Source organism: Leucobacter komagatae, from assembly GCF_006716085.1.
In the GTDB taxonomy this organism is placed as follows: Bacteria; Actinomycetota; Actinomycetes; order Actinomycetales; family Microbacteriaceae; genus Leucobacter; species Leucobacter komagatae.
The window spans coordinates 2,668,230-2,692,035 of the sequence record NZ_VFON01000001.1; the positions used below are offsets into that span (position 1 = coordinate 2,668,230).

At 68.7% G+C, this 23,806-nt stretch carries 24 protein-coding genes; 14 read left to right on the plus strand and 10 right to left on the minus strand.

Annotated elements, in window-relative coordinates:
• Positions 1-11 precede the first annotated feature (11 nt).
• Positions 12-2,672, minus strand: a complete 2,661-nt coding sequence (locus FB468_RS12180; protein WP_141888304.1) for an aminotransferase class I/II-fold pyridoxal phosphate-dependent enzyme — start codon at positions 2,670-2,672, stop codon at positions 12-14.
• 164 nt (positions 2,673-2,836) lie between these two features.
• Between FB468_RS12180 and FB468_RS12185 the strand changes: the two genes are divergently transcribed.
• Complete coding sequence (locus FB468_RS12185) at positions 2,837-4,267, plus strand: NAD(P)H-quinone dehydrogenase (RefSeq protein ID WP_141887584.1); 1,431 nt, start codon at positions 2,837-2,839, stop codon at positions 4,265-4,267.
• A 13-nt stretch (positions 4,268-4,280) separates the two neighbouring features.
• Complete coding sequence (locus tag FB468_RS12190; RefSeq protein WP_246055864.1) at positions 4,281-4,679, plus strand: cupredoxin domain-containing protein; 399 nt, start codon at positions 4,281-4,283, stop codon at positions 4,677-4,679.
• Positions 4,680-4,887: 208 nt separating this feature from the next.
• On the opposite strand, the gene FB468_RS12195 is transcribed toward FB468_RS12190, so the two are convergent.
• Both FB468_RS12195 and FB468_RS12200 read right to left on the minus strand, forming a co-directional pair.
• On the minus strand, positions 4,888-5,868 hold the full coding sequence (locus FB468_RS12195) for an LLM class flavin-dependent oxidoreductase (RefSeq protein WP_141887585.1): 981 nt from the start codon (positions 5,866-5,868) through the stop codon (positions 4,888-4,890).
• A gap of 28 nt (positions 5,869-5,896) precedes the next feature.
• On the minus strand, positions 5,897-6,439 hold the full coding sequence (locus FB468_RS12200) for an Lrp/AsnC family transcriptional regulator (RefSeq protein WP_281290281.1): 543 nt from the start codon (positions 6,437-6,439) through the stop codon (positions 5,897-5,899).
• Between the two features lie 176 nt (positions 6,440-6,615).
• On the opposite strand from FB468_RS12200, the gene FB468_RS12205 reads away from it, so the two are divergent.
• The 8 genes from FB468_RS12205 to FB468_RS12240 all read left to right on the plus strand — a co-directional run bounded on the left by FB468_RS12205 (position 6,616) and on the right by FB468_RS12240 (position 13,669).
• Entirely contained in the window at positions 6,616-8,190 is a 1,575-nt protein-coding gene (locus FB468_RS12205; protein WP_141887587.1) for an ABC transporter substrate-binding protein, read from the plus strand.
• Entirely contained in the window at positions 8,174-9,259 is a 1,086-nt protein-coding gene (locus FB468_RS12210) for an ABC transporter permease (protein WP_141887588.1), read from the plus strand. The genes FB468_RS12205 and FB468_RS12210 overlap by 17 nt, the downstream gene beginning before the upstream one ends.
• Positions 9,256-10,140: an ABC transporter permease gene (locus FB468_RS12215; protein ID WP_141887589.1), complete on the plus strand. Its 885-nt coding sequence runs from the start codon at positions 9,256-9,258 to the stop codon at positions 10,138-10,140. Before FB468_RS12210 ends, FB468_RS12215 begins: the two co-directional genes overlap by 4 nt.
• Entirely contained in the window at positions 10,137-11,018 is an 882-nt protein-coding gene (locus FB468_RS12220) for an ABC transporter ATP-binding protein (protein WP_246055865.1), read from the plus strand. The genes FB468_RS12215 and FB468_RS12220 overlap by 4 nt, the downstream gene beginning before the upstream one ends.
• Positions 11,015-11,806, plus strand: a complete 792-nt coding sequence (locus FB468_RS12225; RefSeq protein ID WP_141887590.1) for an ABC transporter ATP-binding protein — start codon at positions 11,015-11,017, stop codon at positions 11,804-11,806. Before FB468_RS12220 ends, FB468_RS12225 begins: the two co-directional genes overlap by 4 nt.
• Before the next feature lie 74 nt (positions 11,807-11,880).
• Positions 11,881-12,567: a hypothetical protein gene (locus tag FB468_RS12230; protein ID WP_141887591.1), complete on the plus strand. Its 687-nt coding sequence runs from the start codon at positions 11,881-11,883 to the stop codon at positions 12,565-12,567.
• Entirely contained in the window at positions 12,564-13,163 is a 600-nt protein-coding gene (locus FB468_RS12235) for a DUF4352 domain-containing protein (protein ID WP_141887592.1), read from the plus strand. Before FB468_RS12230 ends, FB468_RS12235 begins: the two co-directional genes overlap by 4 nt.
• Positions 13,160-13,669, plus strand: coding sequence for a hypothetical protein (locus tag FB468_RS12240; RefSeq protein ID WP_141887593.1), 510 nt, complete (start codon positions 13,160-13,162; stop codon positions 13,667-13,669). The genes FB468_RS12235 and FB468_RS12240 overlap by 4 nt, the downstream gene beginning before the upstream one ends.
• On the opposite strand, the gene FB468_RS12245 is transcribed toward FB468_RS12240, so the two are convergent.
• Positions 13,573-14,832 carry a hypothetical protein gene (locus FB468_RS12245; protein WP_141887594.1) on the minus strand — a complete coding sequence of 420 codons (1,260 nt, stop codon included), beginning with the start codon at positions 14,830-14,832 and terminating at the stop codon, positions 13,573-13,575. The genes FB468_RS12240 and FB468_RS12245 overlap by 97 nt on opposite strands.
• Positions 14,833-14,860: 28 nt before the next feature.
• Positions 14,861-16,627, minus strand: coding sequence for an acetyl/propionyl/methylcrotonyl-CoA carboxylase subunit alpha (locus tag FB468_RS12250; RefSeq protein WP_141887595.1), 1,767 nt, complete (start codon positions 16,625-16,627; stop codon positions 14,861-14,863).
• Positions 16,628-16,830: 203 nt separating this feature from the next.
• On the opposite strand from FB468_RS12250, the gene FB468_RS12255 reads away from it, so the two are divergent.
• The 4 genes from FB468_RS12255 to FB468_RS12270 all read left to right on the plus strand — a co-directional run bounded on the left by FB468_RS12255 (position 16,831) and on the right by FB468_RS12270 (position 19,526).
• Positions 16,831-17,427, plus strand: a complete 597-nt coding sequence (locus FB468_RS12255) for a DUF937 domain-containing protein (RefSeq protein ID WP_141887596.1) — start codon at positions 16,831-16,833, stop codon at positions 17,425-17,427.
• Between the two features lie 73 nt (positions 17,428-17,500).
• Positions 17,501-17,947, plus strand: coding sequence for an FAS1-like dehydratase domain-containing protein (locus tag FB468_RS12260; protein WP_141887597.1), 447 nt, complete (start codon positions 17,501-17,503; stop codon positions 17,945-17,947).
• Positions 17,944-18,378 carry a MaoC family dehydratase gene (locus FB468_RS12265; protein WP_141887598.1) on the plus strand — a complete coding sequence of 145 codons (435 nt, stop codon included), beginning with the start codon at positions 17,944-17,946 and terminating at the stop codon, positions 18,376-18,378. Before FB468_RS12260 ends, FB468_RS12265 begins: the two co-directional genes overlap by 4 nt.
• On the plus strand, positions 18,375-19,526 hold the full coding sequence (locus tag FB468_RS12270; RefSeq protein ID WP_141887599.1) for a UDP-N-acetylmuramate dehydrogenase: 1,152 nt from the start codon (positions 18,375-18,377) through the stop codon (positions 19,524-19,526). The genes FB468_RS12265 and FB468_RS12270 overlap by 4 nt, the downstream gene beginning before the upstream one ends.
• Here FB468_RS12270 and FB468_RS12275 read toward each other — a convergent pair.
• The 5 genes from FB468_RS12275 to FB468_RS12295 are packed head-to-tail and all read right to left on the minus strand — an operon-like array spanning position 19,523 to position 23,804.
• Positions 19,523-20,260, minus strand: coding sequence for a tyrosine-protein phosphatase (locus tag FB468_RS12275; protein ID WP_141887600.1), 738 nt, complete (start codon positions 20,258-20,260; stop codon positions 19,523-19,525). The two genes, FB468_RS12270 and FB468_RS12275, sit on opposite strands and share 4 nt — an antisense overlap.
• A 10-nt stretch (positions 20,261-20,270) precedes the next feature.
• Positions 20,271-21,047, minus strand: coding sequence for an ABC transporter ATP-binding protein (locus tag FB468_RS12280; RefSeq protein ID WP_246055866.1), 777 nt, complete (start codon positions 21,045-21,047; stop codon positions 20,271-20,273).
• Entirely contained in the window at positions 21,044-21,844 is an 801-nt protein-coding gene (locus FB468_RS12285) for an ATP-binding cassette domain-containing protein (protein WP_141887601.1), read from the minus strand. The genes FB468_RS12280 and FB468_RS12285 overlap by 4 nt, the downstream gene beginning before the upstream one ends.
• Positions 21,841-22,767, minus strand: a complete 927-nt coding sequence (locus tag FB468_RS12290) for an ABC transporter permease (RefSeq protein WP_141887602.1) — start codon at positions 22,765-22,767, stop codon at positions 21,841-21,843. The genes FB468_RS12285 and FB468_RS12290 overlap by 4 nt, the downstream gene beginning before the upstream one ends.
• The gene (locus tag FB468_RS12295) at positions 22,764-23,804 is read right to left on the minus strand and encodes an ABC transporter permease (RefSeq protein WP_141887603.1); all 1,041 of its coding nucleotides are present in this window, start codon (positions 23,802-23,804) and stop codon (positions 22,764-22,766) included. The genes FB468_RS12290 and FB468_RS12295 overlap by 4 nt, the downstream gene beginning before the upstream one ends.
• Positions 23,805-23,806 lie beyond the last annotated feature (2 nt).

Genomic DNA, 23,806 nt, shown 5'->3' on the forward strand with positions numbered 1-23,806 from the left:
GAGTGAGCCCGCTAGGACTCCTTGATGATGCGGTAGCCGCGCAGCGGGTCGTAGCCGTGGATCTCGCGGGTGTCGAGCACCTTCATGAACGCGAGCACCTCGGGCGAGACCACCTGGCCGGGCACGAGCACGGGGAAGCCAGGCGGGTACGGTGTCACGAAGCCCGCCGAGATCGGCTTCTCGCCAGCGTCGACGCGGGCTCGGAGGTCATCGCCGAGCACGTACTCGATGTTGCCGCGTCGCTGACCGCGGAAGAACGCCGCGCGCAGGTCGCCGTCGGGCAGCTTCTCGTCGGTTGCGTAGCGCGGTGCGAACGACGAGAAGTCGGGCAGCGGCGGCATCGGGATCTCGGCTGGTAGCGGCTGCTCGGTGTCGCGCTGCGCCTGCTCCTCCTCGAATCGCTCCGCGAGCTTCACGAGCACCTCGATGAGGTAGGCGACGGAGCTGCGCGAGGTGCCGATGTTCGTCATGAAGAGCACGGTGTTGCGGCTCGTCTTGTTGACCTGGATGCCGTAGCGGTCCATGAGGTGCTCGTGCTTGAACGTGTCACCGTCAACGCCCGTGCGCGAGATCTCGATCGTGATGCGCGAGGGGTCGACGACGAACTCGTCGGTCGCCCACGCCTCCCACATGTTCGACAGGCCGTCGCGCAGCGGCATAGCCCTGCCGGTTCCGCGGTACTGCTCGGGGATGAGGTCGTGCGCGGTGAGTACGCGGAACGTGCGGCGCAGGAGCGTGTGCCGCGCGATCGCCTGCGACAGGCTCGTCGCAAGGTCGAGCTGACGCTGCACGAGCTCAAAGCCCTCGAGCTCGACCTGGCGGCGGCCGATGTCGAGGGAGGAGAGGATCTGGTAGTTCGGCGAGGTCGACGTGTGCGTCATGTAGGCCTCGTGGAACGGATCCTGCGCGTCGCGCACCCAATCCTGATCCCACACGTGAATCATCGACCCCTGGCGGAGCGCGGTGAGCGTCTTGTGCGTCGACTGCGTCGCGTAGACGCGCACGCGCGCCTCGGGCGACGGGATGAGCCGCTCGCGCAGCCAGACCTCGTCGGCTGCCGGCGTGCCGTCCTCAGCGAACAGGAGCTCCTGCTGCTCGCGGTAGGCCCGCTCGTGCGCGGCCGACCCCAGCTGCTGTTCGAGCAGCTTCGCGGAAGCCATCGCGGTGCGGCGGCGGGTGACCGGGTGGAACGCGCCGAACGCGAACCACGCCTCATCCCACAGGAAGACCAGGTCGGGCTTGATCGCGAGGCACTCGCTCATGACGCGGTACGGGTCGTAGACGATGCCGTCGAACGTCGTGTTCGTGAGCGTCACCATGCGCACCTCGTCGAGGCGACCGGCCGCGCGGTAGTCGAGCAGCAGCTGCTTGATGCGGTCGATCGGCACGGCGCCGTAGAACGCGAAGTCGTTGAGCGGGTACGCGTCGAGGTAGGCGGGGCGGCCGCCGGTGAGCATCATCGAGTGGTGGTGCGACTTATGGCAGTTGCGATCGACGAGCACGACGTCGTTCGGCGCCACGAGCGCTTGATGCACGACCTTGTTTGCCGTCGACGTGCCGTTCGTTACGAAGAACGTGTGCTTCGCGCCGTAGGCGCGAGCCGCGAGCTCCTGTGCCTTCTTCAGCGTGCGCACGGGGGCGAGCAGCGAGTCGAGCCCACCCGACGTCGCGCTCGTCTCGGCGAGCAGCAGGTTCAGGCCGTAGAAGTCGGCGAGGTCGCGGATCCACTTCGACGACATCACCGAGCCGCCGCGGGCGACAGGGAGGGCGTGGAAGACGCCGACGGGGCGGCGAGCGTGATCTTGGATCGCGGAGAAGAACGGGGTGTCGTAGAGATGCGAGACCCGGCGCAAGAGCGAGAGGTGCAGCTCCAGGTGATCCTCTCGGCGGAAGACGCGGCGGAAGCGCTTCGTCATCGCGCCCGCGAGATCCTCGATGTGCGCGCCCGCCATGAGGTAGAGGTCGAGTTCGGGGCGCAGTGCCGCGAGGGTGTCGGCGAGGCCGAGCACCCGCTGCACCGAGGCGAGCTGGTTGCGCGCGGTCGTCTGCGGGCCGGCCGTCTGCGCGTGGGCAAGCTCGATCGTCTCGCGAAGGTCGCGGCTCAACGTCTGCTTCGTTCGCTCGCTGAACCCCGGCCGCACGACGCACGCGAGGATGTTCGGGTTCGTGAGCACCGCGGCCACAGCGTCATCTGCGGAGGGGACGATGACGTACTCGTAGACGAACGCGTCGGCCGCGCTGCGCATCCGGAGGCTCTCGGCGCGCATCGTGTCGCGATCTGCGGGCGTCGTCTCGTCGACGATGAGCACCTCGAAGCGGGGCCGCGGATCGTTGTCGCCCGCGAACTCATCATCGGAATCAGGATCGAACTCGCCCGTCGCCTCCTCCGACGTGCCGATCGCGCGCAGCCGGTTGACCACCCTGCCGATCCGGTCGAGTGCCGCCTGGTACTCACCCGCGGCGAGCATCTCGCCGATCGTCGTGACGTAGCGCTGCCCGAATCCGGCCCAGTACATTTCGACGGTCTCGAGCGCGCGTAGCGAGCGGTGAATCTCGCTGTCGGCGGCGAGTGCCTCCGTCGCCTCCGAGCGGTCCCCGAGTGCGAGTCGCTTCACCGCGAAGCGCAGGTATTCCCACGCGTCGCTTCGCATGCGCCAGGTGCTTGAGGGCATGCCCGGGTCGCGTTCAAGTACCGGTTCTGCCTGCGGTTCTGACACCAATTGCCTCCAACGTCGCTGTCGCGTATACGGCCTGCGCGGTCGAAGAGAAGTGCGCAGCGCCCTAAGTCCCCGATCATACGGTGCTGAGTATGCCGCAGCACGCCTAGACTTGAGGTATGGCGAAAGAACGTAAGCACAGGATCGTTGTTCTCGGCGGCGGACCTGGCGGATACGAGGCCGCGCTCGCGGGCGCGCAGCTTGGGGCAGAGGTCACGCTCGTGGAGCGCGCGGGAGTGGGCGGTTCGGCCGTGCTCACCGACGTTGTTCCCTCAAAGAGCCTGATCGCGACGGCGGGCGCGGTGCAGTCCGTGCGCGACGCGGGCAAGCTCGGCGTGCAGACCTTCCTGCCCGGCGGCGACGGCAAGCCCGTGCGCCCCGAGATCGCCGTGAACCTCGCGGCCGTGAACAAGCGGCTCCTGGCGATGGCCGGCGCGCAGTCGACCGACATGCGACTGAGCCTCGAAGAGAGCGGCGTGCGGCTCGTGCAGGGCTCCGGCCGACTCGACGGCCCGAACGCCGTGCTGGTGTCGACCTCGCAGGAGGGCGGCACCGACTTCGACCGCATTGAGGCAGACACCATCGTCGTCTCGGTCGGCGCGAGCCCGCGCGAACTCGACTCGGCGAAGCCCGACGGTGAGCGCATCCTCACCTGGCAGCAGCTCTACAACCTCCAGGACGTGCCCGAGCACCTCATCGTTGTCGGGTCTGGCGTCACGGGCGCCGAGTTTGCGAACGCGTACGCGACGCTCGGAGCCGAGGTCACGCTCGTGTCGAGCCGCGAGCAGGTGCTCCCCGGCGAGGATCCGGATGCGGCGGCGGTCATCGAGCACGAGTTCAAGCGCATCGGCATGAACGTGATGTCGAAGTCGCGCGCCGACGCCGTCGAGCGCACCGAAGATGGCGTTCGAGTGACGCTCGCGGACGGCCGCGTCGTCGAGGGTTCGCACTGTCTTATGGCTGTTGGCTCGATCCCGAACACTCAGGGGCTGGGCCTCGAGGAGGCCGGCGTTGAGCTCAACGAGAGCGGCCACATCAAGGTGAACAAGGTCGCGCGCACCTCGACCCCGTCGGTCTACGCAGCCGGCGACTGCACCGACTTCTTCCCGCTCGCCTCGGTCGCATCGATGCAGGGCCGCACGGCCATCATGCACGCGCTCGGCGACTTCGTGCGCCCGATCGACCTGCGCAACGTCGCATCGAACGTCTTCACGTACCCCGAGATCGCGACCGTCGGGTGGAACGAGCGGACGCTCGCCGACGCGACGAACGTTGCGACGGCCATCACCCACACGATCCCGCTGAACGCGAACCCCCGCGCGAAGATGATCGGGTTCACCGACGGCTTCGTGAAGCTGTTCGCGTGGAAGGCCTCGGGAACCGTCATCGGCGGCGTCATCGTCGCGCACCGGGCGAGTGAGCTCATCTTCCCGCTCGCGCTCGCCGTCGAGCACCGCCTCACCGTCGACCAGGTTGCGTCGGCGTTCACCGTCTACCCATCGCTCACCGGCGCGATCACCGACGCCGCCCGCGCGATGCACGTGCACTAGGAGAGGGCTCAACGTGACGCAGCTGCAACCGGAAACCCGGGTCTCGAAGCGCCGCGCGCGCAGTCACCTGATGGCGAGCGTGGGCGTGTTCGCGCTCGCCATCGGGCTCGCCGCCTGCGCGCCCGCGAAGCCGCCGCTCGTGCCGTCTGACGACGACGCGAAGGTCACCATGACCGTGCGGGTTGTCGATAACAAGTTCGAGCCCAAGGAGTTCACGATCTCGCAGGGCGAGGCAGTTCGGTGGGTGTTCGAGGGGCCGTCGAACGAGCACGACGTCGTCGCGAAAGACGGTAGCTTCGTGAGCGAGCTCATGCGCGAGGGTAGCTACACCCACGTCTTCAACGACAAGGGCGACTTCGACTACCTCTGCTCCATCCATCCGGAGATGACGGGCCTCATCACGGTCGAGTAGCGCCCCCTGCGCGGCCGCCGTGCTGCCGCAGCCGAGGCGTCGGCCGCCAGCCCTGTGATCTGCAGTGCTAATGCCCGTTCCAGCCGGAACGGGCATTGCTGTTGCAGATTGCATTCCCAGCGCGGGGGTTGGGCCCGGCGTTGGCAGGGGCCGCTACTGGGAGGCAGACTCCTTGCCGTGGGCTGAGGTTGCGCTGAGCGCTGGGGGTCTAGGCGGGCGCCCCAAGCCGGAGCGACTCGAGCTGTTCCTCGCGGGTGGGGGCGGGGTGCACCGTCACAAGCTCGTCGGCGTCCGCGAGCTTTGCGAAGTCTGCGAGCTGTTCGCGCACCCGCTCGGGCCCGCCAACCGCGGTGTAGCGCATCATCGAGCGAATCTCGGTCGCGGCAGGGGTGTCTCGAATCGCCTCGGCCTGCTCGATCGTGAGCGGCACGTCGCGCCCACGCGAGAGGAACGCCCGGATGCGCTCGACCTCTGCCCGGGCGAACAGCTGGCGTGCGGCCTCGTCGTTCTCAGCGGCGATCACGTTGACGCCGGCGCTCACGTAGGGCTCGGGGTGCTTGGCGCTCGGCTGGTAGTTCGAACGGTAGTGCTGCACGGCCGCGTTCAGCGCCTGCGGCGCGAAGTGCGACGCGAACGAGTACGGCAGCCCGAGCTGGGCCGCGAGGTTTGCGCCGAAGAGGCTGGAGCCGAGGATGGTGATCGGCACGTTGGTGCCGCGCCCCGGGTAGGCGTTCACGCCGGTCAGCGGCAGGTCACTGCCGAGGTAAGCCTGCAGCTCGAGCACGTCGTTCGGAAACGCGTCTGCCGCCTGCACGGTGCGGCGGAGGGCCTGGAACGTTGCGCCGTCGGTGCCGGGAGCCCGCCCGAGGCCGAGGTGGATCCGGCCGGGGTGCAGCTCGGCGAGCGTGCCAAACTGCTCGGCGACGACGAGGGGCGAGTGGTTTGGCAGCATGACGCCGCCCGAACCGAGGCCGATGCGCTCCGTTTGCGACGCGATGTGCGCGATGAGCACCGCAGGCGCGCTCGATGCGATCGTCGGCATGTTGTGGTGCTCGGCGTACCAGATTCGCGAATAGCCGCCCGATTCCGCTGTCTGCGCGAGCTTCACGGAGTGCGCGAGCGCCGAGGCGACGCTGCCTTCCCGCTCGACGGTTGCAAGATCAAGGAACGAAAGCTTCGGTGCGGCCATGCAGAGTGTAACGAGCCCGGCGAGCGGGCTATTCCCCGGGCGCGGGGCGGCGCTGCCGAATGAACCTGGTCATACCGGTCTCCTGTCCGAGGGCGGGGCCTTGGGCCGCGGCAGGCGCGTCGGCGTCGGGCAGCTCGGGCCAGCTCCACTGCTCATCCATGAGAAAGACGGTCTCGGTCGACTTCACCGACTCCCAGCTCGCGAGCTCGAGGGAGACGAGCGTGTGAATGCGGGTGACGCTCGCTGAGCGGATGAGCAGCATGCAGTCGTGCCCGCCCGTCGTCACCGCGAAGTACTCGAGTTCGGCGATCGAGCTGAGCCCGGCGCGAAACTCGGGCCAGAGGCGCTGATCGAGGGTCACGAACACGAGCGCGGAGATGGGCAGGCCGACCTCGGGTGGAGAAACTTGGGCCGAAAACCCGCGGATGATGCCCTCGGAGACGAGGCGTTCGAACCGCTGGTAGGCGTTTGACCGCGAGATGCCCAGGTGTTCGGCGAGCGCGTTGATCGACATGCGGCCGTCTCGCTGCAGCGCTTCGATCATTGTCCGGTGTACGCTATCGAGTTTCACTTCGTCCTCAGCTCCGTTGCTTCAGTAACATTTTATGGGACAGATTGTAACAATTCATTCGGGCAAGCGGAAGATTTGCCGCCAAGCCGGATCTCGGTTTGCACGAATTGGCGTAGAACGCTCATACTTCAATACGGGTATCCATTTCCCGTGTATTCCGACTCTGAGGAGATCCGATGAAGCTTTCTCTTTCCCGCACCCTCTCGGGTGTCGCGGCGGTGGCTGCCGCGGCGCTGGTGCTCACCGGCTGCGCCGGCGGGCCTGCAGCGGGCGGTGGTGGCGGCGGCGCAAAGTCGCTCGTCGTCGACGCCTCGTTCGACCTGAAGACCGCCGACCCGAACCGCCAGTACGAGACGACGGGCTCGATCGTCGCGAAGGCGCTGTACGAACAGCTCCTCACGTTCAATGGCGAGGACGTGACGAAGCCCGTTGACGGCCTCGCGAGCTACGAGATGAACGACGACAACACGGTGATGACCCTCACCATGAAGTCGGGCGCGAAATTCTCGGACGGCAGCGACGTGACTGTTGACGACGCAGTGTTCTCGCTGCAGCGTGTGCAGGGCGTGAAGGGCAACCCCTCGTTCCTGCTCGACGGTGTGACCGTCGAGAAGACCGGCGACGATACGCTGACCCTCACCTCGGCAGAGCCGAACCCGGCGCTCCCCTTCATCCTCCCGAACCCGGCGCTCTCCGTCGTGAACCAGGAGGTTGTCGAGGCGAACGGTGGCACCGCTGACGACACCGACGCTGCCGAGACCTTCCTCAACGGCGAGTCGGCAGGCTCGGGCCCCTACGAGCTCGAGTCCTTTGACGCGGCCAAGCAGGTCGTTTTCAAGGCGAACCCGAACTACACGGGCGACAAGCCGGCCTACGAGCGCGTCGTGCTCCGCAACGTCGAAGGCCCGACCCAGAAGCTCAACGTCGAGAAGGGCGAGTCGCAGGTTGCGCTCGACCTGAACCCCGACCAGGTGGCAGAGCTCTCGGGCTCGGACGTCAAGGTCGTGAACAACGCGTCGCGCTACATGATCTTCCTGCTCCTGAACCAGGATCCCGCCGTCAACGCGATGACGAGCAACCCCGACTTCGTGAAGGCAGTGAAGCTCGGCGTCGACTACGACAAGATCGTTGACCTCGCGGGCGACGGCTCGGCACGCCCCGGCGGGGTCGTGCCCTCGATCTTCTCGGGCGCACTCACCGCTGAGCAGGGTAACCAGCGCGACGTTGAGGCTGCCAAGGCAGCGCTCGCGAAGTCGGGCTACGCGGGTGAAAAGATCACCCTGAACTTCCCGAACGACATCACCGTGCAGGGCCTCTCGCTGCAGAGCGTCGCCGAGAGCGTTCAGGCTCAGCTCTCCGAGGTCGGTATCGCGCTCGAGCTCGCTCCCGCTCCCGTCGCAACCGAGCTCGACGCTTACCGCAACGGCAAGGAGACCGTTGGCCTCTGGTACTGGGGCCCGGACTTCCCGGACGCCTCGAACTACCTCGTGTTCTCGCCGGGCGAGCTCGTCGGTCTCCGCTCGGGCTGGGCCGAGGGCGCTGACCCCGCGGTGACCGCCGCGTCTGACGCAGCTCGCACCGCGACCGGTGACGCCCGCGACGCCGCCTACACCGCGTGGCAGGAGGCGCTCAACGCGTCGGGCCCGTTCGTGCCGCTCCTGCAGCCGGCGCAGAACGTCGTGACCGCTCCGAGCGTGACCTCCGTGACGACCAACCCCGTCTGGACCGTCGACCTTGCCCTCATCAAGTGATTCGACTCAGGCACTAGCCGTCGTCGAGCGTAGCGCGCGAAAGGGCCTCCACCCCTTCGCGCGCTACGTCGCCGTTCGGCTGGGCCTGACCGTGCTTCTGCTGCTCGGCGTGACGGTTGTGACCTTCACGCTCACCAACCTCGTCCCGTCAGACCCCGTCCAGGCCGCGCTCGGCGAGCAGGCCGCCGCGAACCCCGAGATCGTCGCGAAGTTCCGCGCCGAGCAGGGGCTGGATCAGCCGATCGTCGTGCAGTACTTCACGTACCTCGGCAACGTGCTCCAGGGCAACCTGGGCACCTCGGTGCAGACGCACCAGCCCGTCGCGAAGGAGCTCGCAACGGCGTTCCCCGCGACGATTGAGCTCGCCGTCATGGCGATCCTGTGGTCGGCGATCCTCGGCATCGGGCTCGGCCTGTGGGCGGCGCTGAAGCGCCGCACGTTCGTCGACCAGGTGATCCGCGTCGTGAGCCTCATCGGCCTCTCGTGGCCGACGTTTTGGCTCGCGCTCGTCGCCTACTACCTGTTCTTCTTCCTGCTCGGGATCCTGCCCGGCTCCGGCCGCCTCGACCCGGCGAGCATCCCGCCGCCGCACGTCACTGGCATGTACACCATCGATGCGCTCCTCATCGGCGACTTCTGGACGTTCTGGGACGCGCTTCGACACCTGATTCTCCCCGCCTCCGTGCTCGCGCTCTACACGATCGGCCTGCTCACGCGCTTCTCGCGCTCGGCGGTGCTCGAGGTGATGGACATGGACTATGTGAAGGCGGCCCGCGCGAAGGGCCTGCCGCGGCGAAAGGTGATCTTCGGGTACATCCTGCGCGGCGCCTTTGTGCCGATCTTGACGGTGCTTGGGCTCGCCTTCGGCTCGCTCCTGTCGGGCACCGTGCTCGTCGAGCAGGTGTTCTCCTGGCACGGTATCGGCCAGTACTCCTTCGCCGCGGCGACCCGCCTCGACCTGCCTGCCATCATGGGCGTCGGCCTCGTCGTCGGGTTCGTGTACATCGGCCTAAACTTCGTCGTCGACCTGCTGTACGGCGTCATTGACCCGAGAGTGAGAGTCGCATGAGCGCCGACATTCTGGCGGAGCGTACGCGCCGCAAGCGGCGGCTGAGCCTGCCGCCCGCGTTCCGCACGCCCCTCGCGATCGCCGGCGTGGTGATCATCGCCGCTTGGCTCTTGATCGCGCTGTTCGCGCCGCTCATCGCGCCCGCCGACCCGCTCGCGCAGGATTTCCCGCGCCTCCTCCCACCCGGGCCGGAGCACTGGTTCGGCACCGACCAGGTCGGGCGCGACGTGCTGTCGCGCGTGATCCACGGGTCGCGCATCTCGCTACCGCTCTCGCTCGGCCTCGTCGCCTCGGCGATGGTCGTGGGCGGCATCCTCGGAGCGATCGCCGGCTACTTCGGTAAGGTCGTCGACGAGGTCATCATGCGTATCGCTGACCTCGTGTTCGCGTTCCCGACGATCATCCTCGCGATGGTCATCACCGCGGCACTCGGGCCGAGCCTCACGAACGCCGTCATCGCGATGCTCATCGTGTCGTGGCCGGCGTACGCGCGTGTGACCCGGTCGCTCGTCGTGAGCGCGCGTAGCCAGGAGTACGTCATCGCCGGCCGCCTGCTCGGCGCCGGCCCCTTCACGACGCTTCGCCGCGACGTGATGCCGAACGTGCTCGCGCCCGTGTTCGTGCTCGCGACCCTCGATGTCGGCACCGCGATGCTGCTGCTCTCTGGGCTCTCGTTCCTGGGGCTCGGCGCAGTGCCGCCAACCCCCGATTGGGGCGCGATGGTCGCTGGCGGCATCGAGCAGTTCTCGTCGTGGTGGATCTCGGCCTTCCCCGGCCTCGCGATCTTCACCGTCGTCATCGCTTTCAACTTCCTCGGTGACTCGCTGCGTGACTCGCTCGACCCCCACACCCAGGACGCAGTGCAGGGGAGGGCAATGTGAACGCCGCACAGGCAACCGAAGCGGCCCGCGGCGGGCTGCAGATCCGCGGGCTCACGGTCTCGTTCGGGTCGGAGGCGAAGCCGGTACCGATCGTGCGCGGCATCGACATCGACCTCGTGCCGGGGCAGATCACCGGCCTCGCCGGCGAGTCAGGCTCGGGCAAATCGATGACCGGCCTCGCGATGTGCGGCCTGCTGCCAGCGGGCGCTCGCACCGGCGGGCGGATCGACTTCGACGGCAAGAACCTGCTCGAAGCGAGTGAGCGCGAGCTTGAGCGCACCCGCGGCACGCGGGTCGCGATGGTCTTCCAAGACCCGACGGCGAGCCTCCACCCGATGCTCTCGATCGGGCACCAGCTGACCGACCACCTGCGAGTGCACGAGAAGATCGACAAGCGCGCGGCACGCGCGCGGGCGATCGCAACGCTTGAGCGCGTCAGGGTGCCAGACCCCGAGACCGCGATCAAGAAGTACCCGCACCAGTTCTCGGGCGGTCAGCTGCAGCGCATCGCGATCGCGATGGCGATCATCTGCGAGCCCGAGATCTTGATCGCCGACGAGCCGACGACTGCGCTTGACGTGACCGTGCAGGCGGGCGTGCTCCGCCTGCTGCGCTCGCTGTGTGACGAGCTCGGACTCGCCGTGCTGCTCATCACGCACGACCTCGGCGTGATGTCGAGCCTCGCTGACCGGATCTCGGTCATGCGCGAGGGCGTCATCATCGAGGAGGGGCCACGGTTTGACGTGCTTCGCCGGCCGCGCGAGGAGTACACCCGCGCGCTCGTCGCGGCGCTGCCGAACCACGAGCCGTTCCTTGACGACGAGCCCGCAGTGGGCACAGACGGCGCCGCAGCGCGCGGCACGGAGGAGACAGCATGACCGAGCCACTTCTCAAGGTCGACGCCCTCACGGTGCGCTACCGGCTTCCAGGCGGCGGCACGCTGACCGCCGTGAACGAGGTTTCGCTCGACATTGCCCCGGGCAGCGTCGTCGGCCTCGTCGGCGAGTCTGGTTGCGGCAAGTCGACGATGGCGCGCGCCGTATGCGGGCTCGAGCCCATCGCGGGCGGCCGGATCGAATTCATGGGCGCCGAGGTGAAGAAGCTCGGCATGGGGCGCCGTCCCGCCGAACTCATGGGCATCCAGATGGTGTTCCAGAACCCTTACGCCTCGCTCAACCCGCGCCGCACGGTCGGCAGCCAGATCGAGGATGGCCTCCGGGCGAACCCCGAGACGGTGAGCTGGAGTGTCGCCGACCTGCTCCGCGAGGTCGAGCTTCCGGCCGACGTCGGGGGCCGGTTCCCGCACCAGTTCTCGGGCGGCCAGCGCCAGCGCATCGCGATCGCGCGCGCGATCGCTTCGGGCCCGCGGCTGCTCATCGGTGATGAGCCGATCGCGTCACTCGACGCGAGTCTGCAGGCACGCGTTGCCGTGCTGATGCGCAAACTCGCGCTCGACTCGGGCGCCTCGCTGCTGTTCATCAGCCACGACCTCGCGGTCGTTCGCACGATCGCCGATGAGGTCGCCGTCATGAACCGCGGCGTCATCGTCGAGCGGGGCACGGCCGAGCGAGTCTGGAACGACCCGCAGGAGCCGTACACGCAGCGCCTGCTCGCCGCGATCCCAGCGGTCGACGGCCTCGGTACGCTGCCGGGGCTGGACGCGTAGCGAGCAAGCGCAACCATCGAGCGGGGTGTCCCGGGCGTATGCCCAGGGCGCCCCGCTCGCTTTAGACTGGGAGCGTGCCAACCACCGACCCCGCAGCGCAGCAGGCCGCGCCACCGGAGGCGCCGACCGCGCCGCGGGCGGGGCAGCGGCTCGCCGGGTGGGCGCGCAGGGTGCCGACGGGCTGGTTTGCCGGGATCCTCACGGGTCTCTTCCTCGCCGTGACCGCGGCGTTTGGCGGCCTCGCGCAGGTCGTGCCTCCCGCCGTTGCAGCGATCGAGCCGGGCGATGCGCAGGTTGGCCCGCAGCTTGCCCTGGAGGTCGAGCGCGCCGTGCTCTTCGAGAGGTTCCCCGAGGCCGGGGCCTACGCCGGGGAGGGCGAGGTTGTGCTCGCGCTGCTCGTGAACGCCGAGAACCGCTGGAACGAGCCGCTCTTGAGCTCGCGCGGCGCGATCGAGCAGGCGCTCAGGGTTGAGGGCCTCGGCGACGACATCGCGGGCGCAGAGCCCGCGTCGATCGCACGGCTCGACGACGCGACCTTCGGCCCGTGGCTGCAACCAGGCGTACCCGCTGACCTCGTCGTGAGCTGGGTTGTGCCAGCTGACAGCGTGGCCGAGGGCGACGGCGTGCGCGTCGTCATCCGCGAGGCGGCACTCGAGCGCGGGCAGCGCCTGACGAGCGACGAGCGCTGGTCGAACCCGAAGCCCGTCGCGGCGGTCGAGCTCGCGGTCGTTCGTGGCGCGGCAGCGGAGGGCTCGCAGTGACGTCCGCGCGACGCCGGTCGCGCGCGGTGGCGGCCTGGGGCGGCGGCCTGCTCCTGCTGGTGCTCGCCTCCCTGCTGTTGCGCGCCGTTCCCTCGGACGCCGACAGCGAGCGGCCCTTCGTGGTCACGGCCGCGGTCGGTGAGGCCGCGACGGCCCGCACCTTTACCGTCACCGTCACCGATGCGGGGCTCGCAGACACGCTTCGCGCGGGCGACTGGGAGCAGCCGGGTAACTGGCTGGTTGTTGATCTCTCGGTTGAGGGGGCCGGGAGCGACGCGACGAGCTACCTGGGGCGGGCCGCGTTCGTGCTCGGAACGGGCGCGGGGGTTGGTCCGGGCGCTGAGAGCGGGCGCCGCGAGTATCGCGCGAGCGAACGGTTCCTGTCCCTCGTCAACGGGCCGCTGGTGACGGGAGTGCCCCAAACCGGGAGCATCGCGTTCGAGCTCCCGGCGGGCGCGGCGGGCCAAGGGGCCATCGAGTTTGCGCAGCACGGCGACACCCGGCTCGACTCGCTCGTGAGCGTCGCCCTCGACCTCGACGAGCTGCAGCGGGTGCCCGAGCGCGAGGTCCGCGAGACAGGGTGGGGTAGTGAATGAACTGGTTGCGAACGAACAGGGTCGCGCTCATCGCGCTCCTCGTGTTGCTGCCCGTCACCGCGGGGGTGATGAGCTGGAGCGCCTGGAGCGGCTACGCCTCGAACCAGCCGACTGAGCGGGCTCCGATCGCCGGCGGCGCGGTGAACTACGCGGGCGCGATTATCGGGCCAGCGCAGCCGACCGAGCTCGACGCCGAGGCGTACGGTCTCCCCGCGGGCACCCGGCTGATCAGGGTCGTGCTTCCCGTGAAGCCGGCCTCGGGGCAGCGGGCGACCTGCCAGGCCCCCGAGCTGTGGGATCGCGGAGGCGAGCGGCGCTGGGCGGAGCGCTCCGACACGATTGGCGCCGAGCCGCTCGAGCGACTCACCGCGTGCACCGGCGACGAGTCGCCCTACGAGCTCGTACTCGACTACGTCGTGCCAGACGACGCCCGAGAGCTGTCGCTCGCCGTCATCTCGTCCGAGGAGTTGCCGGTGTTCGCCGAGATCCCGATCATCTCGTCGTAGCTGCTGGCGACGAGCGCCATGCGAATCGGCTCGATGATGAGCGGGATCGCGAGCAGGATCAACGAGTCTGCGAGCAGCCAGAAGCTGTTGATATCGTGCGGCCCGAGCGCCCTGAAGATTCCGACACGGAGGGCGCCCTCTAAGAACAGGACGGCGGTGAACGCGAGCACGTACGCGCCGATGAACGCTGGCCCCGCCGTGCGCATGTGGAGGATCGCCTTCCAGATCGGCGTGAAGCGCGAAGCAAAGTCGCGCCAGAGGTCGCCGAGGCGCGAGCGGAGCTGCTGGGGGAGCACCTGGAAACGCTGTTCGACCCGGGCTGCGCGCTTCGGCACGGTGAGGCTGGGCGCCGACAGCTGCACCGAGCGCCCGTAGATGACGCCGACGATCGCGAGCCAGGCGAGCGGCGCGATCGTGACCTTTGCGGCCTCACCGATGATGAGCGCGACGGTATCCCATGCCGCACCCAGCGGCGCGAGCCAGCCCGTGAGGTTCGCTCGCAGGTCGGCGAGCCACACCATGGCCTGGCGCGAGTCAACCCAGGCGGTGAACGCCTCGACGCCGCGCGAGATGATCGTCGCGGAGAGGTAGATCCAGAGCGTCTCAAGGTAGACGGCCGCGAGCGCGAAGCCGCCCGGGAGGCGCTCGCGGTAGCGCCCCCACAGCCAGCGAAGCCCGTACGCCACGACGATGAGCGCGATGGCAGAGACGGAGACCCCGAGCACGGCGGGGGCCGGCACCGCCTCCGTGGCGTCGGTGTCTGTCGTGAAGATGATGTCGGCGCGCACCTCAAGCAGCCTGTGCAGGTAGCTCGTGACGTCGTCGGCGAGGTAGCCCCGAGCCGCGTAGAACGCGACGAAGGGCAGAAGCGCGGCAAGGAGTGCGTCGGTGAAGCGTCTGGCTGGCCGCTTCTCTGACTCTGGGAGCGCGCCGACGTGGGTGAGCCCGTCGCGCAGCACGACGAGCATCGCGACGAGCGCGACGAGGCGGGCGAGCACCGCGAGCGGCAGCAGCAGCGTGCCGAGCTCTTCAGCCCACGCGCCGACGAAGCCGGCGAGCTGAATGAGCAGGTGGTGCACGAGCATCCCCGCGAGGTAGCAGGCAACAAGAAGCGGACCGTACGTCACGAGGAGACGTACGGTCCGCTTCCCTGCTGCGAGCATGTGCAGCGCCTGCGGCTTCCCGGCCTACTTAGACCGCGTCGACGATCGAGAGCAGCGGGTGACCGCTCGGGACGGTCTGGCCGAGGGGCGCGTCGATGTTGCAGACGATGCCTGAGCGATGCGCGTAGATCGACTGCTCCATCTTCATCGCTTCGAGCACGACGATGAGTTCGCCCTCGGCGACCTCCTGGCCATCCTCAACCGCGAGCTTTACCACGGTGGCCTGCATCGGGGCCGCGACGGAGTCGCCCGTGGCCGTTGCCACGCCTGAACCCTTCGCGCGCTTCGGGGCGGGGCCGCGCGTGACATCCTGATCTGCGATCGGCAGCAGTGTCGTCGGCATCGTGACCTCGACGCGGCGGCCAGCAACCTCGACGACCACGGCCTGGCGGGTCGACGGTGTCGACGGGGCGGCGTTCTCGCCCTCCCACGGCTCGATGTCGTTCACGAACTCCGACTCGATCCACAGCGTGTAGACGCCGAAGGTGCCGTTCTCTGCCGTGAACGCCGGGTCGCGGACGATCTTGCGGTGGAACGGCAGCACGGTCGGGAGGCCCTGGACCTCGAGCTCGTCGAGCGCGCGGCGCGAGCGCTCGAGCGCCTCCTCGCGGGTCGCTCCCGTGACGATGAGCTTGCCGAGCATCGAGTCGAATGCGCCCGAGATCACGTCGCCGGACTGCACGCCGGTGTCGACGCGCACGCCGGGGCCGAGCGCGGGCTTGAAGAGCGAGACCGGGCCGGGCGCAGGAAGGAAGCCGTTGCCCGGATCCTCGCCGTTCAGGCGGAACTCAAACGAGTGGCCGTGCGCGACCGGATCTTCGTAGTCGAGCACGCCGCCCTCGGCGATGCGGAACTGCTCGCGGACGAGGTCGATGCCCGTGACCTCTTCAGAGACGGGGTGCTCGACCTGCAAGCGGGTGTTCACCTCGAGGAACGAGATTGTGCCGTCTTTCGCGACGAGGAACTCGCAGGTGCCCGCGCCGACGTAGCCGACCTCGCGGAGGATGGCCTTCGACGCAGCGTAGAGCTGCTCGTTCTGCGCGTCCGAGAGGAACGGCGCGGGCGCCTCCTCGACGAGCTTCTGGTGACGGCGCTGCAGCGAGCAGTCACGCGTCGAGATGACGACGACGTTGCCGTGGCTGTCGGCGAGGCACTGCGTCTCAACGTGGCGGGGCTTCTCGAGGTACTTCTCGACGAAGCACTCGCCGCGGCCGAACGCCGCGACGGCCTCACGCGTTGCCGACTCGAAGAGGTCAGCGACCTCCTCGCGCTTGTACGCGACCTTCAGGCCGCGGCCACCGCCGCCGAACGCCGCCTTGATCGCGACAGGAAGGCCAACCTCGTCGGCGAACGCGAGCACCTCGTCGGCGCCCTGAACGGGGTCGCTCGTGCCGGGCGCGAGCGGCGCATTGACCTTCTCGGCGACGTGGCGGGCTGAGACCTTGTCGCCGAGGCGCTCAATCGCCTCGGGGCTCGGGCCGATCCAGATGAGGCCGGCGCCGATCACGGCGCGCGCGAAGTCGGCGTTCTCGGCGAGGAAGCCGTAGCCCGGGTGCACTGCGTCAGCGCCGGACCGGCGGGCAACGCTCAGAATCTTGTCGATTGCGAGATAGCTGTCGGCGCTCGTCGAGCCGCCGAGCGCGTACGACTCGTCTGCCAGCTGCGAGTGCATGGCGTCGCGATCCTGATCGGCGTAGACGGCGACGGAGGCGATGCCGCTGTCGGAAGCGGCGCGAATAATACGAACAGCGATCTCGCCCCGGTTGGCGATGAGCACTTTACGAATGCGAGACATAAATTACAGCCTATTCGAGTAACGGTGCCTTGAGTTGGATATTCGTCACAAACCTTTCGACAGATCGTTGCCGATGGCTACATCGCAGTGGGGTCGTAACATGCGTCAACACTGCAAGTATTTCGCTATTCCTCCGCGGCATTCGGGCGGTAATGTAATGCTGTGTGAGTCGCACCCGGCGACACTCGATTGGGGACACCAAAATGGCAAATGACAACGCACTTGATGCCCTGCTTTCGCAGGTTCCGGTTGGCGAAATCGCCGCGAAGCTTGGAGTCGACGACGACACCGCGCTTTCCGCAGTGAAGCAGGCACTTCCCGGCCTGCTTGGTGGCCTCGCAGTGAACGCCTCGAGCGAAGAGGGCAAGCAGAAGCTCGAGGGTGCCCTAAGCAAGCACACCCCGGCCGAGGGCAAGATCTCGCTCGACGCCATCGATGAGGCCGATGGCCAGAAGATCGTCAAGCACGTGCTCGGCGATAAGGAAGAGGCAGTCGCGAACGCGCTCGGTCAGCAGGCGGGTAACGACGGTATCGCGAAGCTCATCCCGATGCTCCTTCCGCTTCTCGCGCCGATCGTGATGCAGTTCCTCGCGGGCAAGTCGAAGGCCGCTCCCGCGGCTGAGGAGACCGGTGGCGGCATTGGAGACCTGCTCGGCGGGCTCCTCGGCGGCCTCGGCGGCGGTAACCAGGCGCAGAGCGCCGGTGGCGGCATTGGCGACCTGCTCGGTGGGCTCCTCGGCGGCGGCAAGTCGCAGGGCGGCGGCCTCGGTGGTCTCCTGGGGGGCCTGCTCGGCAAGTAGCGGCAGTTTGCGAAAGCCCGCGTCGGCCTCACGGCCAACGCGGGCTTTCGTGTACCCCGGCTAGACTGATCCCGTGGTTAATCCAGACGTTCAGGGCCGGGTCTACCCGCCCACCCAGCCGTACCTCGTCGGGCGTGAGAAGGTGCGCGAGTTCGCGCGCGCCGTACTCAGCAGCTCGCCGCTCCATCACGACCCAGAGGCCGCTCGCGCGGCGGGGTTCGCCGACGTTGTCGCGCCCCCGACCTTCGCGGTGACGGTGCAGGAAGCGACGCTCGCGCAGCTGCTCGCTGACGAGGAGGCGGGAGTTGACTTCTCACGCGTCGTGCACGGCGACCAGCGCTTCAGCTACACCCGCCCCATCGTTGCGGGCGACGAGCTCACCGCGACGCTCACAATCGCGGCAGTAAAGCAGCTCGGCGGTCACTCGATGGTCACCGCATCGAGCGACATCGTTGACGCTGCGGGCGAGCACGTCGTTACCGCGATTTCGACCCTTGTCGTGCGAGGAGAAGAAGCATGAGCGAAGCAGCAGTCGTGACCTTTGAGGGCCTCGCGAAGGGCGACGTTGTCGCAGAGCGCGAGCACACGCTTACCCGTGACAGCCTCGTGCGCTACGCGGGAGCCTCGGGCGACTTCAACCCGATCCACTACCGCGACGACTTCGCGCAGTCCGTCGGGCTCCCCGGCGTGCTCGCGCACGGCATGCTCACGATGGGTGTCGCGGGCTCGCTCGCGACCGACTGGCTCGGCACCGCCGGCCACGTCGTTGACTTCCAGTCGCGCTTCACCCGGCCCGTGCCCGTCGATGCCGAGACCGGCGCTGTCGTCACGGTCTCGGCGACCGTCGGAGCGCTCGACGAGGAGGCCCGCACCGCGCGGCTCGATCTCAAAGTGACCTTCGACGGCGCGACAGTGCTGGGCAAGTCCCAGATGGTGGTGGCGTTCGCGTGACGCTGAAGCCCCTCGCCGCACTCACCACGATGCGGGTCGGTGGCCCCGCCGAGGAGATCCTCACCGCGAGCGATGCCCACGAACTCACCGAGCGGGCGATCGAGCTGTGGGAGCGCGGTGACGATTGGCTACTGCTCGGCGGAGGGTCGAACACCGTCGTCGCCGACGAGGGCTACCCCGGGCCCGTGCTGCTCGTGCGCACGAGCGGCGTCGCCCAGGTGAGTGACCCGGATCTCGCGCCGGGCGCCGTCAGGCTCCGTGTCGAAGCTGGCCACGACTGGGACGCACTTGTTGCCGAGTGCGTCGAGCGCGGCTGGGCGGGCATCGAGGCGCTCTCGGGTATCCCCGGGATGGCCGGGGCCGCGCCCGTGCAGAACATCGGCGCTTACGGCCAGGAGCTCTCGGACGTGCTGCACTCGGTGCTCTTCCTCGACGCTCGCACGTACGAGACGCGGCAGATGCTCGCCGAAGAACTCGAGCTGAGCTACCGCGACTCGGTCATCAAGCAGGGCCTTGAGGGCGTCGTGTTGGCGATCGATATCGTGCTCACAAACGCGGGTATTGGCGTGGGCGAGCACGGCCCAGAGCCACTCTCCGAGCCGATTCGCTACGGTCAGCTCGCGACGGCGCTCGGCGTCGATCTCGGCGCGCGCGTGCCGCTCAAGACCGTGCGCGAGACGGTGCTGCGGCTGCGCGCCGCGAAGGGCATGGTGCTCGACGAAGCCGATCACGACTCGTGGAGCGCGGGCTCGTTCTTCACGAACCCGATCGTGAGCGAGCGGTTCGCGCGCGGGCTGCCGGGCGACGCGCCGCGGTTCCCTGTCGCCGACCCCGCCCCGACCGCCGCGGTGACGACGTTCGAGGAGCTCGCGGCCGGGCAGCCGCTGCGCGTGCCCGCGGTGCCGGCCGAGCGGCGCGTCAAGCTCTCGGCGGCGTGGCTCATCGAGCACGCAGGCGTTCCGAAGGGCTACCGGCTCCCGGGGTCGGGCGCTTCGGTGTCGAAAAAGCACACGCTCGCGATTACGAACCGGGGCAACGCCTCCGCGTCCGATGTCGGCGAGCTCGCTCGCTTCATCGTGCAGCGGGTGCAGCAGGAGTTCGGCCTGGTGCTTGTCCCAGAGCCGAACCTCTACGGCATCGAGATCTAGCCTTCAGCGACGAGCATCGTCGCGCGCAGCTGTTCAAAGTCAGAGGTTGTTGCCCCGTGCGCGAGGAGGAACGACCTCGGGCCGCCGAACTCGCTGTCGATCGCGGTAAGCGCACCGGCGAGCAGTTCGGGCGGCGACGCCGTCGCCCGGTGCGCGGCAATGCCCGGGAGCGACTCGGCGTCGGTGTCGCCGAACAGGTCGCTCAGATAGTCGGCTCCGAGCCGTTGCTGGGAAAGCGCGAAGTCGGCGAGGATCAGCTCCCGCTCGACTTCGAGCACTTCGAGCACGAGCGCGCCAAGCACGCCGGTGCGATCCTTCCCCGCGGTGCAGTGGAAGAGCACCCCGTCAGCCGCATTGTGCGCGATCGTCTGAAACGCGCGCGCGAGTGCCCCGCCGTGGCCGCCGATCATGATGCCGTAGAGCTCCTCCAGCGCGTCGAACTGCAGCGTGTGAAGCCTGTCTCCAAAGACCGGGATCGCCTCGACGATGAGATCCTGATGCGCCCAGGCGCGGGGTGTCCGCTCGCGCTCGCCCGCGTCGCGGAGGTCGACGATCGTGCGCACGCCGAGCGCCGCGACCGCCGCGCTGCTCGCCTCGCGAGTCGCGAACGGGGCCGCTGAACGCCAGACGAGGTCATCGCGCACGCGCGCGCCGTGTGCTGTCTCCATTCCGCCGACAGGTCGGAGGTTGTGCAGCCGGGCCGCGGGGAGTGCGGCTGTGGTTGGTGCGGTCATTGGTGGTCTCCTATGGGTGGGTCGAACGGTAGGGGAGCGTCGGGACGCTCGCGATGAGTTCGCGCGTGTAGGGGTGAACGGGATCGTCAAGGATCTGCCGGGTGGGCCCGTGCTCGACGATCTGCCCACGCTGCATGACTGCGGCCTCCGTGCACAGTCCGTCGATGATGCCGAGGTCGTGCGAGACGACCACGACCGTCAGCCCCTCGTGGGCCGCGAGCCGGCGGAGCAATTGGAGTACCTGGGCGCGGACCGACACGTCGAGCGCGCTGACCGGCTCGTCGGCGATCACTACCTCCGGGCGCACGGACAGCGCCCGGGCGATCGCGACTCGCTGTCGTTGGCCTCCCGAGAGTTCGCGCGGAAGTCGCTGCGCGACGTCGGCGGGGAGATCGACCGCGGCGAGCAGCTCAGCGACGCGCTCGCGTTCGTTCCACTCGGGCCGCAGCGCCCGCACCGGCTCCGCGATGATGCCCCCAACGGTCATGCGAGGGCTGAGCGAAGCAACCGGGTCTTGCAGTACGACCTGCACCGCGCGGCGAAACTCCCGAGCCGAACGGCCGCGGCCGGTGGGGATGGGTTCGCCGCGAAACTGCACGCTGCCGGAGCTCGGCCGCTGCAGGCCAAGTAGCAGTCGTGCGAGCGTCGATTTGCCCGACCCCGACTCGCCGATGATGCCAAGGTGACCGCCTGCGCGGATCGCAAGATCGACCTCGGTCAGCGCGGGAGTCCGCGCCCCCGGATAATGCATCCCGAGGGCCGAAGCGGAGAGGATTGGGGCCGTCACGCCGCTACCGCCTCGAGCGCTGGCTGCCAGCTCGTTGCGTAGGCGGCGTCGATGAGTCGGGCCGTGTACTCCGCGCGGGGCCTTGCGATGAGCTCGCCTGGGGCACCCTCCTCGACGATTCGGCCCGACTGCATGACCGCGACTCTGTCGCACTGGCTCGCGGCGACGGCCATGTCGTGTGTGACGAGCAGGCTTCCCGCGCCGGAGCCCGTGACGAGCTCGCCCATGAGTTCGAGCACGCGCGCCTGCACGGTTACGTCGAGCGCCGTCGTTGGTTCATCGGCGAGAAGGAGCGCGGGCTTCGTCGCCATCGCCATAGCAATCATGACCCGCTGACGCTGCCCGCCCGAGAGTTCGTGCGGGTAGCGCCGCACGAGCGTCTCGGGCTCGGGGAGGCCGACGCTTGCTGCGAGCTCGATCGCCTTCGCCATCGCGGCTTTCTTACCGAGCGGCTGGTGCGCGCGAAGGCCCGCGACGAGGTGCCGGTGGATCGGCATGAGGGGATCCAGCGCGCTCTGCGGCTCCTGGAAGACGCACCCGACGCTGCGGCCACGCAGTTGGCGCAAGTCTGCCGGGCTAGCTCCGAGCACTTCGCGGCCGCGCACACGGATGCTGCCCGTCGCGGTGGCCCCCGCGGGGAGTAAACCGAGAACAGCCATGCAGGTGAGCGATTTGCCCGAGCCGGATTCGCCGATGAGGCCCACCCGCTCGCCCGGGCGGATCGCGAGAGAGACGTCGTTGACGATGATGCGATCACCGATTCGGATGCTGAGGTTGCTGATGTCGAGGAGCGTCATGCTGAGACCTTTCGTTCGCTCGCGGGCTGTGAGGGCTGTGCTGATAGTGGCGGGTCTAGAGGCAGTCGCGGGGACGCCGGCGTGGGGCGGGCGCGGCCGGGAACACCGTGCTGTGACGGCTCGAGCGCGTCCCTGAGCGCGTCGCCGAGCAGGGAGAACCCGAGCACGAGGATGATGATTGCGACGCTCGGAGCGATGAGCACCTCGGGGCGCGTCAGTACCTGCGCCTGGAGGTCGGACAGCGTGCGCCCCCAGGACGGGGTCGGGGGCGGGGTGCCAAAGCCGAGGTACGACAGGCCAGCCTCCGCGAGCGCCGAGACGCCGAGCAACTGCGTCGTACGGACGAGGAGCGTCGGTGCGATGTTCGGCATCACGTGACGACGGAGCACCCCGAGGGTGCCGACGCCGCCGGCTGTCGCGAGGGTGATGAAGGGCGAGACGAGCAGACCGCGCAGTTCTGGGGTGAGCGTTCGTGCGACGACAACCGATGAGCCGAGACCGATTGCGAGCGATGACGTCCACACGCTCGCGCCGTACGACGTGACGAGGATGATTGCGAGGACGAGTACCGGGAACGCAATCGCGATGTCGACCCCGCGCTCAAGGAGCGCACCAAGGCGCCTGGGGAGAAGCACCGTCGCGAGCGCGAGCGGGAGCCCGAGGGCGACGGCCACAGTCGTTGCGATGATCGTGGCGAGCATCGTTGACTGCGCGCCGGCGAGCAGCACGCTGAACAGGTCTCGCCCGCCCGCGTCTGTGCCGAGCGGGTGCGCGCCGGAGGGTGGCAGCCAGCGATCGACAGGTGAGAACGCGGTTGGATCGTACGGCGTCCATACGAGCGAGACGAGCGCGGCGAGGACGGGGAGTGCGACGAGCGCAAGCCCGGTTGCGCCGAGCGGGTTGCGGAAAAATCGGCGAATCATGCGGTCCTCCTGATGCGCGGGTCGAGTACGCGCGACAGTGCGGTAAGAAGCACCGTCGTGATCATCACGAGTGCGGTGAGTACGAACAGCGTGCTCTGGATCGTTGGGATGTCACGGTTGCCGACACTCGCGAGGAGCATCCCGCCGACGCCCGGCAGCCCGAACAGCTTCTCGACGATGACGGACCCCATCAGCACGCCCGCGATCTCGAGGCCGATGACGCCGATGAGCGGCAGCGATGCGTTGCGTAGGCCCTGGCGGAGCAGGATCGTGCGCAGCGGCCAGCCCTGCGCGAGCCCCGTGCGCACCCAGTCTTTGGTGAGCACGTCGATCGTCGCGCTGCGCACAAAGCGTACGAGCACGGCGGCCTGACCGATCGCGACCGCGAGTGCGGGGAGCATCAGCGCCTGCAGCGCGGCGAGCGGATCCTCCCACCGGTTCGCCGGGAATCCCTGTACCGGGAAGAGTCGCGTGGGCAGCGCGATCACGACGACGAGCACGAGGCCGGTGACGAAGGTGGGTACGGCCGCCGTCACCTGGCTCAAAGCAGCGACCGTCCGGCCGAACCCGCGGTCCCGGTGAACGGCTGCGAGCATTCCGATGGGGACCGCGATGAGGACGCTGAGAAGCAGCGCGAGGAGGCCGAGCGGAACAGTCACCTGCAGCTTCTCAGAGAGTTCGCCGGCGATCGGCCTGCCGTCGAGCCCGGACGTGCCGAGGTCGCCGGTGATGATCCCGCCGAGCCAGTCGAGGTAGCGCTTGGCGAGGGGGCGGTCGAGCCCCAGCTCGGCGCGGAGCGCGGCGACCTGCTCGGGCGTCGCGTCGGTACCGCCGAGTACGGCGGCCTGGTCGCCAGGGAGCACGGCGAGAAGCCCGAAGATGACGGCGCTCGCCGCAAGCAGCGACAGCGCGAGTGTCGCGAGCTCGGCGAGCACGGTGCCCACCGTTGCCCACGCGCCCGCGGCGGGGCGCCGCACCCGGGGCCCGGAGGCCTGGGGTGCGACGCCCGCGCGAGGTGTCTCAGTCGTGAGAGCCATGC

Excerpts from the sequence above, each read along its gene's own strand:
- FB468_RS12275 (WP_141887600.1), bottom strand. The coding sequence starts at position 20,260 with ATGACCGCACCAACCACAGCCGCACTCCCCGCGGCCCGGCTGCACAAC.
- FB468_RS12225 (WP_141887590.1), top strand. The coding sequence starts at position 11,015 with ATGACCGAGCCACTTCTCAAGGTCGACGCCCTCACGGTGCGCTACCGG.
- FB468_RS12255 (WP_141887596.1), top strand. The coding sequence starts at position 16,831 with ATGGCAAATGACAACGCACTTGATGCCCTGCTTTCGCAGGTTCCGGTT.
- FB468_RS12265 (WP_141887598.1), top strand. The coding sequence starts at position 17,944 with ATGAGCGAAGCAGCAGTCGTGACCTTTGAGGGCCTCGCGAAGGGCGAC.
- FB468_RS12215 (WP_141887589.1), top strand. The coding sequence starts at position 9,256 with ATGAGCGCCGACATTCTGGCGGAGCGTACGCGCCGCAAGCGGCGGCTG.
- FB468_RS12295 (WP_141887603.1), bottom strand. The coding sequence starts at position 23,804 with ATGGCTCTCACGACTGAGACACCTCGCGCGGGCGTCGCACCCCAGGCC.
- FB468_RS12250 (WP_141887595.1), bottom strand. The coding sequence starts at position 16,627 with ATGTCTCGCATTCGTAAAGTGCTCATCGCCAACCGGGGCGAGATCGCT.
- FB468_RS12290 (WP_141887602.1), bottom strand. The coding sequence starts at position 22,767 with ATGATTCGCCGATTTTTCCGCAACCCGCTCGGCGCAACCGGGCTTGCG.
- FB468_RS12245 (WP_141887594.1), bottom strand. The coding sequence starts at position 14,832 with ATGCTCGCAGCAGGGAAGCGGACCGTACGTCTCCTCGTGACGTACGGT.
- FB468_RS12185 (WP_141887584.1), top strand. The coding sequence starts at position 2,837 with ATGGCGAAAGAACGTAAGCACAGGATCGTTGTTCTCGGCGGCGGACCT.
- FB468_RS12195 (WP_141887585.1), bottom strand. The coding sequence starts at position 5,868 with ATGGCCGCACCGAAGCTTTCGTTCCTTGATCTTGCAACCGTCGAGCGG.
- FB468_RS12240 (WP_141887593.1), top strand. The coding sequence starts at position 13,160 with ATGAACTGGTTGCGAACGAACAGGGTCGCGCTCATCGCGCTCCTCGTG.
- FB468_RS12285 (WP_141887601.1), bottom strand. The coding sequence starts at position 21,844 with ATGACGCTCCTCGACATCAGCAACCTCAGCATCCGAATCGGTGATCGC.
- FB468_RS12205 (WP_141887587.1), top strand. The coding sequence starts at position 6,616 with ATGAAGCTTTCTCTTTCCCGCACCCTCTCGGGTGTCGCGGCGGTGGCT.
- FB468_RS12180 (WP_141888304.1), bottom strand. The coding sequence starts at position 2,672 with ATGCCCTCAAGCACCTGGCGCATGCGAAGCGACGCGTGGGAATACCTG.